The organism is Actinomycetospora callitridis, assembly GCF_028737265.1.
In the GTDB taxonomy this organism is placed as follows: Bacteria; Actinomycetota; Actinomycetes; order Mycobacteriales; family Pseudonocardiaceae; genus Actinomycetospora; species Actinomycetospora callitridis.
The window spans coordinates 154,891-168,603 of the sequence record NZ_JAQZAK010000001.1 but is presented as its reverse complement, the minus strand read 5'-3'; the positions used below and the strand labels follow the sequence as shown (position 1 = coordinate 168,603).

At 72.9% G+C, this 13,713-nt stretch carries 16 protein-coding genes; 12 read left to right on the top strand and 4 right to left on the bottom strand.

The window, feature by feature from the left end; genetic code table 11:
* Positions 1-4 precede the first annotated feature (4 nt).
* Genes PH191_RS00840 through PH191_RS00830 form a run of 3 tightly spaced genes read left to right on the top strand, consistent with a single transcriptional unit; the run spans position 5 to position 1,865 of the window.
* Positions 5-406: a nuclear transport factor 2 family protein gene (locus PH191_RS00840; RefSeq protein WP_274192735.1), complete on the top strand. Its 402-nt coding sequence runs from the start codon at positions 5-7 to the stop codon at positions 404-406.
* Positions 403-1,053: a class II aldolase/adducin family protein gene (locus PH191_RS00835; protein WP_274192734.1), complete on the top strand. Its 651-nt coding sequence runs from the start codon at positions 403-405 to the stop codon at positions 1,051-1,053. Before PH191_RS00840 ends, PH191_RS00835 begins: the two co-directional genes overlap by 4 nt.
* Before the next feature lie 23 nt (positions 1,054-1,076).
* Positions 1,077-1,865: a GntR family transcriptional regulator gene (locus tag PH191_RS00830; RefSeq protein ID WP_274192733.1), complete on the top strand. Its 789-nt coding sequence runs from the start codon at positions 1,077-1,079 to the stop codon at positions 1,863-1,865.
* On the opposite strand, the gene PH191_RS00825 is transcribed toward PH191_RS00830, so the two are convergent.
* The 4 genes from PH191_RS00825 to PH191_RS00810 all read right to left on the bottom strand — a co-directional run bounded on the left by PH191_RS00825 (position 1,822) and on the right by PH191_RS00810 (position 5,432).
* Positions 1,822-2,712 (bottom strand): VOC family protein, encoded by an 891-nt coding sequence (locus tag PH191_RS00825; RefSeq protein WP_274192732.1) that lies wholly within the window; start codon positions 2,710-2,712, stop codon positions 1,822-1,824. The genes PH191_RS00830 and PH191_RS00825 overlap by 44 nt on opposite strands.
* Positions 2,700-3,617, bottom strand: coding sequence for a fumarylacetoacetate hydrolase family protein (locus tag PH191_RS00820; RefSeq protein WP_274192731.1), 918 nt, complete (start codon positions 3,615-3,617; stop codon positions 2,700-2,702). Before PH191_RS00820 ends, PH191_RS00825 begins: the two co-directional genes overlap by 13 nt.
* A gap of 25 nt (positions 3,618-3,642) precedes the next feature.
* Positions 3,643-4,761 (bottom strand): quinone oxidoreductase family protein, encoded by a 1,119-nt coding sequence (locus PH191_RS00815; RefSeq protein WP_274192730.1) that lies wholly within the window; start codon positions 4,759-4,761, stop codon positions 3,643-3,645.
* 80 nt (positions 4,762-4,841) lie between these two features.
* Complete coding sequence (locus PH191_RS00810) at positions 4,842-5,432, bottom strand: dihydrofolate reductase family protein (RefSeq protein WP_274192729.1); 591 nt, start codon at positions 5,430-5,432, stop codon at positions 4,842-4,844.
* Positions 5,433-5,547: 115 nt separating this feature from the next.
* On the opposite strand from PH191_RS00810, the gene PH191_RS00805 reads away from it, so the two are divergent.
* The 9 genes from PH191_RS00805 (at position 5,548) to PH191_RS00765 (ending at position 13,573) form a co-directional block, all read left to right on the top strand.
* Positions 5,548-6,759: a pyridoxal phosphate-dependent aminotransferase gene (locus PH191_RS00805; protein WP_274192728.1), complete on the top strand. Its 1,212-nt coding sequence runs from the start codon at positions 5,548-5,550 to the stop codon at positions 6,757-6,759.
* Between the two features lie 74 nt (positions 6,760-6,833).
* Entirely contained in the window at positions 6,834-7,013 is a 180-nt protein-coding gene (locus PH191_RS00800; RefSeq protein WP_274192727.1) for a hypothetical protein, read from the top strand.
* Between the two features lie 133 nt (positions 7,014-7,146).
* Positions 7,147-7,812: an HAD family hydrolase gene (locus PH191_RS00795; protein WP_274192726.1), complete on the top strand. Its 666-nt coding sequence runs from the start codon at positions 7,147-7,149 to the stop codon at positions 7,810-7,812.
* 99 nt (positions 7,813-7,911) lie between these two features.
* Complete coding sequence (locus PH191_RS00790) at positions 7,912-9,111, top strand: sedoheptulose 7-phosphate cyclase (protein WP_274192725.1); 1,200 nt, start codon at positions 7,912-7,914, stop codon at positions 9,109-9,111.
* Positions 9,108-9,932 (top strand): O-methyltransferase, encoded by an 825-nt coding sequence (locus tag PH191_RS00785; RefSeq protein WP_274192724.1) that lies wholly within the window; start codon positions 9,108-9,110, stop codon positions 9,930-9,932. Before PH191_RS00790 ends, PH191_RS00785 begins: the two co-directional genes overlap by 4 nt.
* A gap of 8 nt (positions 9,933-9,940) precedes the next feature.
* Positions 9,941-10,489 carry a TauD/TfdA dioxygenase family protein gene (locus tag PH191_RS00780; RefSeq protein ID WP_274192723.1) on the top strand — a complete coding sequence of 183 codons (549 nt, stop codon included), beginning with the start codon at positions 9,941-9,943 and terminating at the stop codon, positions 10,487-10,489.
* Positions 10,486-11,820 carry an ATP-grasp domain-containing protein gene (locus PH191_RS00775; protein WP_274192722.1) on the top strand — a complete coding sequence of 445 codons (1,335 nt, stop codon included), beginning with the start codon at positions 10,486-10,488 and terminating at the stop codon, positions 11,818-11,820. The genes PH191_RS00780 and PH191_RS00775 overlap by 4 nt, the downstream gene beginning before the upstream one ends.
* 1 nt (position 11,821) lies before the next feature.
* A complete protein-coding gene (locus PH191_RS00770; RefSeq protein WP_274192721.1) occupies positions 11,822-12,847 on the top strand; it encodes a D-alanine--D-alanine ligase family protein in 1,026 nt (341 codons plus the stop codon).
* Positions 12,848-12,958: 111 nt separating this feature from the next.
* Positions 12,959-13,573 (top strand): superoxide dismutase, encoded by a 615-nt coding sequence (locus PH191_RS00765; RefSeq protein WP_274192720.1) that lies wholly within the window; start codon positions 12,959-12,961, stop codon positions 13,571-13,573.
* Positions 13,574-13,713: the final 140 nt, after the last annotated feature.

Genomic DNA, 13,713 nt, shown 5'->3' with positions numbered 1-13,713 from the left:
AACCATGTCCGACTGGGTCACCGACTACTACGCCGACGTCGACGCCCTGCGTCTCGAGCCGTTCGTCGCGCGCCACGCGGAGGATGCCGTGGTGACCTTCGGCAACCAGCCGCCGACGGTCGGCGTCGCCGCCATCCACGACGCCTTCGAGGGCTTCTGGTCGATGATCGGCGGGATGCGCCACGAGGTCCACCACCGCTGGGACGAGAACGACGGCGCGACCGCGATCCTCGAGGTGACCACCCACTACACGACCAAGGGCGGCGCCCACGTGTCGATGCCGTGCGTGTCGATCCTCGACCGCACCCCGCAGGGCCTGGTTTCCTCGTTGCGCATCCACATCGATCTCGCGCCCCTGTTCGCCGCGATCGAGGCCGAATCCCAGGAGGCCGCACCGGTCCCGTGACACTCGACGAGATTCGCGAGCAGGTCGCGCTCGCGGCGCGGACGCTGGCCCGGCACGGGCTGGTCACCGCGTTCGGGCACGTGTCCGCGCGCGTCGGCGACCTCGTGGTGATCACCCCGCCGATCGCGCCGGGCGACGTCACCGCCGACGCGCTGGTGACGCTCGACGCGGCCGCCGGGGAGCTGCCGGCGGGCACCGCCCCGGAGACCTGGGCGCACCTCGCGATCTACCGGGCGCGCCCCGACGTCGGCGCCGTGGCGCGCGCCCAGCCCGAGTCGGCCTTCGCCGCGTCGGCGATCGCGACCGAGCTGGTCCCGCTGCACGGGCACGCGTCCTGGCTCGGGCGCCGCATCCCGGTGCACGGCTCCGCGCGGCTGCTGCGCGACCGGGAGCGCGCCGAGGCCGCCGCCGACACCCTCGCCGACGAGGACGCCGTGCTCCTGCGGGGCAACGGCGCGCTCACCGTGGGCGCGGACCCCGGGGCGGCGGTGGCCCGGATGTGGCTGCTCGAGGCCACGTGCCGGGTGCACCTCACGACCGTCGGGCACGGGCCGCGGGCCCTCACCGTCGACGAGATCGACGCGTGGCGCGCGGCCGCCCCGCCCCTGATGGAGCGGTTGTGGCGTCACCTCGCAGGGCTGCCGTGAGCGCGTCTGCATACACTCCGGCGGTGTCGATCGGCGAGCTCCTGGGGGGCCGGGCGGGGCTGCGCATCAACGACCCGCGCCAGACGAGCGTCAGCGTGCACGCGTACCTGCGCGACCTGATCATCTCCGGCGCGCTGCCGCCCGGCACCCAGCTCAAGCAGGCCGAGCTCGCGCGCGTCCTCGCGGTGTCGCGCACGCCGCTGCGCGAGGCGTTCCGGATGCTGCAGGAGGAGGGGCTCATCTCCTCCGAGCCCAACCAGCGCAGCCACGTCCTCGGGCTCGACGCCGAGGAGCTGGACTCGCTCTACGCCGCCCGGATCACGCTCGAGTCGCTCGGCGCGCGCCTGACCGCCGGTCGGCTGAGCCGCGAGGAGATCCGGGGCGCGACGTCGGCGTTCAAGGAGATGGAGCGCACCTACCGGGCCGGCGACATGGCCAGCTGGACCGTCGCCCACCGCGGCTTCCACCGCCTGCTGGTCGGGCGCTGCGGCGCGACCGTGCTGCGCACCATCAACTCGTACGCCGAGCAGAGCGAGCGCTACGTGCGCATCGACCAGGCCCAGCACCGGACCGACTTCGGGGCCCGGCAGCGCGAGCACCAGGCGATCTTCGACGCCGTGCGCGACGCCGACCCCGACGCCGCGGTCGCCGAGATGGCGCGCCACCTCGCCGGCACGGCCCGGCGCGTGGTCGACGGCCACGCCCCGGGCCACGGCACACCGTGCGTCGACGGGGCGCTGGCGCTGCTGCTGGGCGGTCGAGCAGCGGTCAGTGATCCAGACTCGGCGGGTCGATCGGCCCCCACTGGTTGACCGTGGCGAGGTCGACCTCCCAGGTCCGCGGGTACATCGGGAACTCCTCGTGCCAGGGGCGCGGTTCCCAGTGGCCCTTGGCCTCGTCGACCACGACGTCGATCTGGGTGAACAGCTCGATGACGTTGCCGTCGGGGTCGCGGTGGTAGGTGAACAGGTTGTGGCCCGGCCCGTGGCGGCCCGGCCCCCAGTGCAGCCGGTAACCGTGCTTGGCGAGGTGGTCGAGCATCGAGATCAGGTGGTCGGGGCTGCGCATCTCGTAGGCGACGTGGTGCATGCCGGAGTACTTCTGGCTGGCCATGAAGTTGGCCGCGTGGTGGTCGGCGTTGCAGCGCATGAAGACGAAGAAGTCGCCGACGGTGTCCGACCACCGGAAGCCGAGCAGGTCCTGGTAGAAGGACTGCATGGTCGCCAGCTCGGGGGTGTAGGCCGCGACGTGGCCGAGCTTGGTGGGGCGCAGGGGCGTGAAGCCCTGGACGCCGCTGGGGTCCTGCGAGGTCGCCAGGTGCAGCGCGACCCCGGTCATCGGCTCCTCGAGCACCAGGACGTCGGGCGTGCCCGGTCCGATGTCGCTGCGCCGCTCGGTGACGTACCCGGCGTCCTTGAGCCGCTGCTCGGCGCTGTCCAGGTCCTCCCAGAGCTCGTAGCCGACCACCTGACGGGCCTTGGTCTCGCCCTTCGTGACGACCACGCAGTGGTGGTCGGAGCCGGTGGTGAGGAACGCCCCGCGGTCGTCGCCCTCGACGAGCACGAAGTCCAGGACCGTCGTGTAGTACTCGACGAGCCGCTCGACGTCCGGGGTCTCGAAGCCGACGTAGCCGAGCTTCGAGACGTTCACCGTGCCCATGACCTGTCCTCTCGTTCGATGACGGGGTTGTGCAGCGCGCCGACGCCCTCGACCTCGGCGACGGTCTCGTCGCCGGGCGCCAGGAACTCGCCGCGGGGGAAGCCGACCCCGGCCGGGGTGCCGGTGGCGATGACGTCGCCGGGCTCGAGGGTCACCGCCCGGCTCGCGGCGGCGATCAGCTGATCGATCGGGGTCACCATGTCGGTGGTGCTCGAGTCCTGCTTCACCACGCCGTTGACCGACAGGCGCAACGCCACCCGCTGCGGGTCGTCGACCATCCACGACGGCACGATCCCCGGCCCCGTGGGGCAGAACGTGTCGCCGGCCTTGGCGCCGACCCAGTCGTGCCCGAACGGCGGCGCGATCGCGCCGGCGCGGTCGAGCAGGTCGCGCGACGAGACGTCGTTGACGACCGTCCAGCCGGCGACGACGTCGAGCGCGTGCTCCACCGGCACGTCGACGCACCGGCGGCCGATCACGGCGGCGAGCTCGACCTCCCAGTCGATCTTCCGGCCGGCCCGCGGGGGCAGCACGATCGGCTCGCCCGGCCCGACCACCGACGTCGTCGGGGGCTTGAAGAAGAAGTACGGCTCGACCGGGCCCGGAGGGCGGTCCACGCCCATCTCGGCGAGGTGGGCGTAGTAGTTCGCCCCCGCGCAGAGCACCTTCGGCGGGTAGAGCAGCGGCGCGAGCAGCACGGCGCCCTCCACGGGCGCGAGCCGGTCGGGGTCGAGGCCGCGCAGGACCGGGGCCAGGGTGTCCCACTCCCCCAGCACCTCGAGCATCGTCCGGCCGGCGAGCTCGTCGGGCGCCCGGCGGATCACCCCACCGGCACGGATGCCGACCTCGGACTTCGCCGCGTCACCCTGGTGGTGGGTGACGAGCATCCACGGCGCCTCGCGCACGCGTCCTCCCCTGCTCTGTTCGGACTCAGGCCTGGCCCGTGATCAGCACGATCCGGCCCATGTTGTCGTCGGCCTCGAGGAACCGGTGCGCCTCGGCCGCCTCCGCCAGTGGGAACGCGCGGTCGACGACGGGCCGGAACCCGCGCGCGACCTCCGCCCACAGCGCCAGGGCGCTCGCGTCGTTGCCCGTGCGGACACCGAGGATCCGCTGGTTGAGCGTGTAGAGCCGGGCCAGGTTCAGCGGCACCGTCCCGCCGAGGAACGCCCCGGACGAGACGAGCACGCCCTGCGGGGCGAGGACGTCGGTGAGGCGGGCGAAGATGTCCGGGTCGCCCAGGTCGTCGACGGCCACGGCGACGCCGGCCCCGCCGGTCAGCGCGCGGACCTCGTCGACGAAGCCCTCGGCGGTGGGGTCGAGCGCCGCCTCGAGGCCCATCGCGAGGAGCCGCTCGCGCTTCCAGGCCGCTCGGGAGGTGCCGATGACGCGCGCACCGAGGTGGCGGGCGAGCTCGGCGGTGGTGGACCCGAGGGCCGACGCCGCGCCCGCCACGAGCACCCAGTCGCCCGTGCGCAGGCCCGCCTGGCGCAGCTGGTTCATCGCGACCGGCCCGGCGAGGGCGACGCCCGCGGCGGTCGCCGGGTCCAGGTCGTCGGGCAGCGACCAGACCGCGTCCGCGCCGACCGCGGTGTACTCGGCGTAGGCGCCCCGGGAGTGCACGCCGTCGATCCGCAGCGTCGGGCAGGCCTCCTTGCTGCCCGACAGGCACGCTTCGCAGTTGCCGCAGCCGAGCACGGGCCAGACGGCGACGTGCTGGCCGACGTCGATCTCGCTCACGCCCGTCTCGACCCCTGGACCGACCGCGACCACCGTGCCCGCGTGCTCCACCCCGAGGACGTGGGGCAGCTCCGGCATGACGGGGTGCCGGCCCGCGCGCAGGGAGACGTCGAGGAAGCGCCCGACGCACACCGCCGCGACCCGCACGAGGACCTCGCCGGGCCCCACCTCCGGGACGTCCACCGTATCGACGCGCAGCACGTCCGGCGGGCCGAAGGCGTCGAACACGACCGCCGACATGGTGCGCGGCAGCTCACGCGGCACCGACGGCCACGCGGCGGGGACGGGTCTCGCGGAGAGGGTCGTCATCGACAGGCTCCTTCCCTGGGCGGCTCATAGTGCACACACTTTGAGGGCCCGCGCAATGCGCTCCGGGAGCCTGCGCCGGTCTACCGGGGAACGCGGTAGCGCAGGTGCGTGACGCGGCGGCCCGGCACCGAGACGTAGGGGTCCTCGAGCACGACCTCGGGGGCGTCCTCGCCGAAGAAGCGCTTCCCGCGCCCGAGCACGACGGGCACCAGGGAGATCTCGACCTCGTCGACGAGGCCGGCCGCCAGCGCCTGCCCGCCCACGTCCCCGGCCGTCACCGTGACGTCGGCGTCGCCCGCGAGCTCCTTCGCGGTCGCCACCGCGGCCTCGACGCCCTCGGTGACGAAGGTGAACGGGGCGGTGTCGAGGTACGGCCAGTCGGTGGGCACGGAGTGCGTCAGCACGACGACGTGGTCGCCGGCCGGCGGGCGCCCGTCCCAACCGTTGGTGTGGTCGAAGAGGTGCCGACCGCAGACGCCGGCGCGGACCTTCCCCCACTGCTCGCGGATCCAGGTGGCGCTCGCCTCGGTGGTCCGGAAGACGCGGTCCTCGTCGGCCGCGGTCACCTCCTCGGTCCCGGCGCCGAACCAGTCGAACAGCGGGCCCACCGAGTCGTCGGGTCGGGCGATGAAGCCGTCGAGCGACATCGTCGCCACCAGCAGCACGGTCATGGGCGCTTATTCAACCACAAAGTTGAGCAACCGGAGACCCCCGTCACACGTCCTCGTTTGGTAGACCGGCACGCGGCACGGAGTCGTGCCGGCGTCGTGTGCGAGGGGTAGTGCGGTGGAGTTCCGGCAGTCGAACAAGTTGCGCGACGTCTGTTACGAGATCCGCGGCCCGGTGGTCGAGCAGGCGAACCTGCTGGAGGAGGCGGGGCACAGCGTCCTGCGCCTCAACACCGGCAACCCGGCGCTCTTCGACTTCGAGGCGCCCGAGGAGATCGTCCAGGACATGATCCGGATGCTCCCGCAGGCGCACGGCTACACCGACTCGCGTGGCGTGCTGCCCGCGCGGCGCGCGGTCGCCGGGCGCTACCAGGCGCGCGGGCTCGACGTCGACGTCGACGACGTCTTCCTCGGCAACGGCGTCTCCGAGCTGATCTCGATGGCCGTCCAGGCCCTGGTGGAGGACGGCGACGAGGTCCTCGTGCCCGCGCCGGACTACCCGTTGTGGACCGCGGTGGCCACGCTCGCCGGCGGGCGCGCCGTGCACTACCGCTGCGACGAGTCGGCGGACTGGTTCCCCGACCTCGACGACGTCGCCGCGAAGATCAGCGACCGCACCAAGGCGCTGGTGATCATCAACCCGAACAACCCGACCGGCGCGGTCTACTCGAAGGAGGTCCTCGAGGGCCTGCTCGACCTCGCGCGCCGGCACGGGCTGATGGTGATGGCCGACGAGATCTACGACCAGGTGCTCTACGACGACGCGGTGCACCACGACATCGCCTCCCTCGCGCCGGACCTCGTCGTGCTCACGTTCTCGGGGCTCTCGAAGACCCACCGCGTCGCCGGCTTCCGGTCGGGCTGGCTGGTGGTCACCGGGCCGCGCCATCACGCCCGCGACTACCTCGAGGGCCTGGCGATGCTGGCCTCGATGCGCCTGTGCGCGAACACCCCGGCGCAGTACGCGATCCAGGCCGCGCTGGGCGGGCGCCAGACGATCGGCGACCTCACCGCCCCGGGCGGGCGGCTCTACGAGCAGCGCGAGCGGGCGTGGACGGGCCTCAACGCCATCCCCGGCGTCTCCTGCGTCAAGCCCCGCGGCGCGCTCTACGCGTTCCCGCGCCTCGACCCCGAGCGCTACCCGATCAAGGACGACGAGCAGTTCGTGCTCGACCTGCTGCGCGAGGAGAAGATCCAGGTCGTGCAGGGCACGGGCTTCAACTGGCCCACGCCCGACCACTTCCGGATCCTCACCCTCCCCCACGCCGAGACCCTCGACGACGCGATCACGCGGATCGGGAGGTTCCTGGAGACCTACCGCCAGGAGTGAGCCGGGCGACGTCGGACACGCGGTACCACCGGTATCGGGTACTGTCGGTACCTCCTACTGAAGGAGGACGACCCATGCTGGGCGACATCGCCGGTACCGCGCCCCTGCGCGAGGCCCTGGAGACCACGAACACCCTGCTCGAGCAGGTCCTCGAGGAGCTGCGGCGCGTGAACGCCGACGGCCTCGTCACCGTCGCGCAGGAGCTGCGCGCGATCCAGGACGCCCTGCCGACCGGGAGCACGTCCGCCGCCTGAGCGGAGGCGCGCGACGGGTCCCGCCCCGAGCGGGCCCGTCGCCCCCGCCGAGGAGCACGTTTCGGCCGTCCCCCCGTGGTCACCCCCCTCGCGGCGCCCAACCCTGCGCGTCCGCATCGAAAGGGACACCCCGGTGACCGCACTCCTCTTCGGCTCGATCAGCAGCGTCGCCGACTCCTCCGAACTCCAGCGCGAGGCCTTCAACGAGGCCTTCGCCGAGCACGGCCTGGACTGGCACTGGGACCGCGACGACTACCGCTCCCGTCTCGGGAAGGCGGGCGGCGAGGCCCGCATCGCCGACGAGGCGACGGCCCGTGGCGAGGACGTCGACGCCGCCGCGGTGCACGCCACGAAGTCGCGCATCTTCCGGGAGAAGCTGCGCACGCAGGCTCCGGCACCCCGCCCCGGCGTGCTCGATGCGCTGCGCGCGGCCAAGAGCCAGGGCTGGAAGACCGGGTTCGTCACGACGACGTCCCGCGACAACGTCCTCGCCCTGCTCGACGGGCTGCAGGCGACGATCCGTCCCGAGGACTTCGACGTCGTCGTCGCCTCCGACCAGGTCGACACCCCCAAGCCCGACCCCGCCGCCTACGCCCTCGCGCTGACGACCCTCGGTGAGGACGCCGGCGCCGCCGTGGCCATCGAGGACAACGCCGACGGCGTCCGCGCCGCCGCCGCGGCCGGGGTCACCTGCGTCGCCTTCCCGAACGAGAACACCGCCGGCGGCGAGTTCCCCGGGGCGGCGCGCCGTCTCGACCGTCTGACCGTCGACGACCTCACCTCCCTCACCGCGGCCTAGCAGCCCCTCTCCGCACCACCCGTCGACCGCCGGCCACCTGGCGGTCCGATGGCGCACGCCCACATCACCCCGTTCAACCAGTTTCGGGAGACCGCGCCCATGACCGCCCAGCCGACACTCACGGCCACCGACACCGCCTTCCACGTCGAGGGTTACCAGAAGATCGACTACTCGCTCACCCTCGTCGACGGCGTGTTCGCGCCGGAGAACACCGGCCTGGCGGACGCCTACCGTCCCTACGGCCGCTGCCTCGCCGTCGTGGACGCGACCGTGGCCGAGCTGCACGGCGACGCGATGGCCGCCTACTTCGACCACCACGGCATCGACCTCACCGTCTTCGCCATCGCGATCGACGAGGCCGACAAGACCCTGCGCACCGCGGAGCGCATCGTCGACGCGTTCGGCGACTTCGGGCTGGTCCGTACCGAGCCCGTGCTCGTCGTCGGCGGTGGCCTGACCACCGACGTCGCCGGCTTCGCGTGCTCGATCTTCCGGCGCTCCACCGACTACATCCGCATCCCGACCACGCTCATCGGGCTCGTCGACGCCAGCGTCGCGATCAAGGTCGCGGTGAACCACGGCAAGGCGAAGAACCGGCTCGGGGCCTTCCACGCGTCGCGCCAGGTGCTGCTCGACTTCTCGTTCCTCCCGAGCCTGCCCGTCGAGCAGGTGCGCAACGGCATGGCCGAGCTCATCAAGATCGCCGTGGTGGGCAACGAGAGCATCTTCGAGCTGCTCGAGAAGTACGGCGAGGACCTGCTGGCGACCGGTTTCGGGCACCGGGACGGCTCGCCGGAGCTGCGCGAGGTCACGCACCGGCTGACCTACGACGCCATCGAGACGATGCTGCGCCTCGAGGTGCCGAACCTCCAGGAGCTCGACCTCGACCGCGTCATCGCCTTCGGCCACACCTGGAGCCCGACGCTCGAGCTCTCCGGCGACGAGCCCTTCTTCCACGGGCACGCGATCAGCGTCGACATGGCGCTCTCGACCACGCTCGCGCAGCGCCGCGGCTACATCACCGAGTCGGCCCGCGACCGGATCCTCGGGCTGATGAGCCGCCTCGGGCTCTCCCTCGACAGCCCCCTGCTGACCCCGGAGGTGCTGGCCAAGGGCACCGACTCGATCCTGCAGACCCGCGACGGCAAGCTGCGCGCCGCGGTCCCGCGCCCGATCGGGACGACGCACTTCGTCAACGACCTGGGCGCCGACGAGCTCGAGGAGACGCTCGTCGCGCACCGCGCCCTGGTGGCCGGCCACCCCCGCGCGGGCGCGGGTGTGGACCCGTTCCGGCGATGAGTGCGCCGGCCCGCACGTCCGGTCCCCGGCCGGTGACCCCGGTCGGCATCCTCGCCGCCACGCTCGACCGGATCGCCGGCGGTCTCGACGGCGTGGCGGACGTGCCCGACGACGTCCGCGCCGACCTGCGCCGGGCGCAGGAGCTCGCCGGCGGGCTCGACCCGTACCTCGAGCGCTGCACCACGCCGGAGTCGTCCGCGCTCGCCCGGCTCGCCGCGGTGACGCACGAGCACGACTGGGCGGGGCGCGACCCCGGGGCGGTGTTCCTCGAGCAGGAGATGCTCTCGGGGCACGTCGAGGGGCAGGCGCTGAAGATGCTGGTCGGCGCCACGCGGGCCCGGCGGGTGCTGGAGATCGGCCTGTTCACCGGGTACTCGGCGCTCGCCATGGCCGAGGCCCTGCCCGTCGACGGGCGGCTGGTGGCGTGCGAGCTCGACGCCGGGGTCGCCGACCTCGCCCGGCGGGCGTTCTCGGAGTCCCCGGCCGGCGGGCGCATCACCGTCGAGGTCGGGCCGGCCGCCGACACCCTCGCCGCGCTGGCCGCGGCCGGCGAGGAGTTCGACCTCGTGTTCGTCGACGCTGACAAGGCGGGCTACGCGGGCTACCTCGCGACGCTCCTCGACACGGGGCTGCTCGCCCCGCACGGCCTGGTCGCGGTCGACAACACGCTCATGCAGGGCGCGCCGTGGGTCTCCGGGGACCGCGGCGCGAACGGGGACGCCATCGCCGGGTTCAACGACACCGTCGCCGCCGACCCGCGCGTCGAGCAGGTGCTCCTGCCGCTGCGCGACGGCCTGACCCTGATCCGCCGGAGCGGGTGAGGAGCACCGTGCCGACCACCGCACTGCAGCCGATCGGCGTCGAGGTCACCGGCCTCGACCTCGCCACGGCCGACGACGCCCGGATCGACGAGCTGCGCACCCTGCTCGCCGAGCACGGCGTCGTCGTCGTGTCCGGCCAGGAGGGGCTCGACGACGACGGCCTCGCGGTGCTCCGGCGCCGCGTCGGGGACGTCCTGGCCGCGCCGGAACGCGGGGGCGAGGCGCTCTTCGGCGACCGGTACCGCGCCTACGAGACCCTGTCGTCGGACATCCGCATGCACCTCGCGGGCCGCACCATCACCGATCGGGCCGGCGCCGAGCACCCGCTATTCCGGCGGCACCCGGACACCGGGCGCACCGCGCTGCACCTCGTCGCGCCCGAGCGCGGCGCGGAGATCAGCGGGATGGACGGCGGCGCGTCGCGGACGACGATCGGCTTCCTGTACGAGCACGCCACGGCCGCGGACACCGCCTACCGGCACACCTGGCGCCCGGGCGACGTCGTCCTCTGGGACCACGACCGCGTCCTGCACCGCGAGACGGTGGTGGCCCCGTGACCCTGCGCAGCGTCCTCACCCACGCCCCGAAGACCCTCGGCGCGCTCGCCCTGCTGACCGTCCCGCTCCCGGTGACGCTCGCGGCCACGGGGGCGGCGCTGGTGCGCTCGCTGCTGGTCCCGCCGCGGCGCACGGTGGCCGTCGACCCGCGCACCGTGCTCGTCAGCGGCGGCAAGATGACCAAGGCCCTGGCGCTGGCGCGTGCGTTCCACGCCGCGGGCCACCGGGTGGTGCTGGTCGAGTCGGCGAAGTACCGGTTCACCGGGCACCGCTTCTCGCGGGCGGTCGACGCCTTCCATGTGGTGCCGGAGCCCGGCGCGCCCGGCTACGTCGAGGCGCTGCGCGACGTCGTGGTCGCCGAGGGCGTCGACGTGTGGGTGCCGGTCTGCAGCCCGGCGGCGAGTCGGTACGACTCGCTGGCGAAGCCGGTGCTCGCCGAGTTCTGCGAGGTGCTGCACCCCGACCCCGAGGTGCTGCGCATCCTCGACGACAAGGACCGCTTCGCCGAGGCCGCCGACACGCTCGGCCTGCCCGTCCCCGAGACCCACCGGGTGACCGCGGCGAAGCAGGTCGAGGACTTCGACTTCGACGCGCAGCCCGGGCCCTGGATCCTCAAGAGCGTCCCGTACGACCCGGTCGCGCGGCTCGACCTCACGACGCTCCCGCGCCCCACGGTGGCCGAGACCGAGGAGTTCGCCCGGTCGAAGCCGATGTCCGCGGACACGCCCTGGATCCTCCAGGAGTTCACCCCGGGCCGGGAGTACTGCACCCACAGCACCGTGCGGGACGGCCGCGTGCAGGTCTGGGCGTGCTGCGAGTCGTCGGCGTTCCAGCTCAACTACGCGATGGTCGACAAGCCGGAGATCGAGGAGTGGGTGCGCCGCTTCGTCGGGGCGCTGCGCGTCAGCGGGCAGCTGTCGTTCGACTTCATCGAGACCCCGGAGGGCGACCTCGTCGCTCTCGAGTGCAACCCGCGGACGCACTCGGCGATCACGATGTTCCACCGCGACGCCGAGGCCCTCGCCCGGGCCTACCTCGACGACCTGGACCCCGACGAGGGCCCGCTGACGCCTCGCCCGGACAGCCGCCCGACCTACTGGCTCTACCACGAGCTGTGGCGGATGATCTCGCGTCCGTCGACGGCCCTCGAGCGCCTCGACGCGATCCGGCGCGGCACCGACGCCGTCTTCGACCGGGACGATCCGCTGCCGTTCCTGCTGCTCCACCACCTGCAGATCCCGTCGCTGCTGCTGCGCAACCTCGTCACCGGCCGGCCGTGGATCCGCGTGGACGTCAACATCGGCAAGCTCGTCGAGCCGGCGGGGGACTGACGTGACCGCCCTGCGCGTGCTGCACCTCGCCGGGTCCGCCGTGAGCGACTTCCACGCCGACCTCTCGCTGACCTACGCCCGCGGCTGCCTCGCGGCCACCGCCGACCCGCAGCGCTACGAGGCCCACCCCGCCGTCGTCTCCCCCGACGGCCGGTGGCGCTTCCCGGCGTCCTTCGACGCCGACGTGATCGCCGCCGCGACGCCCTTCGAGCCGGCCGACGCCCTCGCCCACCTGGGCGTCCTCGGCCTCGACGTCGTGCTCCCCCAGATGTTCTGCCGGCCCGGCATGACGTCCTACCGCTCGCTGTTCGAGGTGCTGGGCGTGCCCGTCGTCGGCAATACCGGCGAGGTCATGGCGATCGGTGCGCGCAAGGCCGCGGCCAAGGCGATGGTCGCCGCGGCGGGCGTCGACGTCCCGGCCGGTGAGGTCCTGCGGCGCGGGGACCGGCCGACCGTCGCGCCGCCCGCCGTGGTGAAGCCTGCGGACGCCGACAACTCGCTCGGGGTGACGTTGGTGCGCACCGCGGACGGCTTTCCCGGCGCCCTCCACGACGCGTTCGCGCACTCCTCGGAGGTCCTGGTCGAGGAGTTCGTGCCGCTCGGGCGCGAGGTGCGCTGCGGGCTGGTGGAGCGGGACGGCGAGCTCGTCGGCCTGCCGCTGGAGGAGTACCTCCTCGACGGGACGACCCGGCCCGTCCGCTCCTACGACGACAAGCTCGCGCCCTCCGACACCGGTCTGCGGCTCGTCGCCAAGGACGACCCGGACGTCGTGATCGTCGACCCCGAGGACCCTGTGACCGCCCGGGTGTGGGACGCCGCGCGCCGCTGCCACGTGGCGCTCGGGTGCCGGGACCACTCGCTGTTCGACTTCCGCATCGACCCCACGGGGCGTCCGGTGTTCCTCGAGGCGAGCCTCTACTGCTCCTTCGCGCCCTCCAGCGTCCTCGCCGTCATGGCCGCCGCGGGCGGGATCGCGCTGGACGAGCTGCTGGCCACCGCGGTCACGGGTGCGCTGAAGCGCCGGTGACGCGTGCTGATCGAGATCGCGGTCGGCGACACGGTTGAAGTTGCCTGAGATCGGCAACAACATCAGAGTGGCTCTCACCGAGTCGCATCAGTTGACCGTTCGGAGACACGCATGGCGGAGTACACGCTCCCCGATCTGCCCTACGACTACGGCGCCCTCGAGCCGCACATCTCGGGCAAGATCATGGAGCTGCACCACGACAAGCACCACAACACCTACGTCACCGGGCTGAACACGGCGATCGACGCCCTCGCGGAGGCCCGCGAGCAGGACACGATCGGCACGACGGCGCTGCTGTGGGAGAAGAACCTCGCCTTCAACTACGGCGGGCACATCAACCACTCGGTGTTCTGGCACAACCTCAGCCCGGACGGCGGCGACAAGCCGACCGGTGAGCTCGCCTCGGCGATCGACCGCGACTTCGGGTCGTTCGACCTCTTCCAGAAGCACTTCACCTCGGTGGCCACGAGCATCCAGGGCTCGGGCTGGGCGATCCTCGGCGTGGACACGCTGGCGCAGAAGCTGCGCATCTTCCAGCTCTACGACCAGCAGGCGAACGTGCCGCTGGGCATCGTCCCGGTGGTCATGCTCGACATGTGGGAGCACGCCTTCTACCTGGACTACCTGAACGTCAAGCCGGACTACGTCAAGGCCTGGTGGAACGTCGTGAACTGGGCCGACGCCGCCCAGCGCTACGAGAAGGCGCAGGGCGTCTCGATCGTCTGACACCCCCGATCTCGCGCGGTGATCGTTCCGACAAGCGTCCGCCGCGCGGCGCGCGACGACCCCTCGAGCCCTCGGGCCGGGGGGTCGTCGTGTGCCTGCGGCATGTGAGCACTTCGAGGTACCGGAGCACTTCGAAGTGC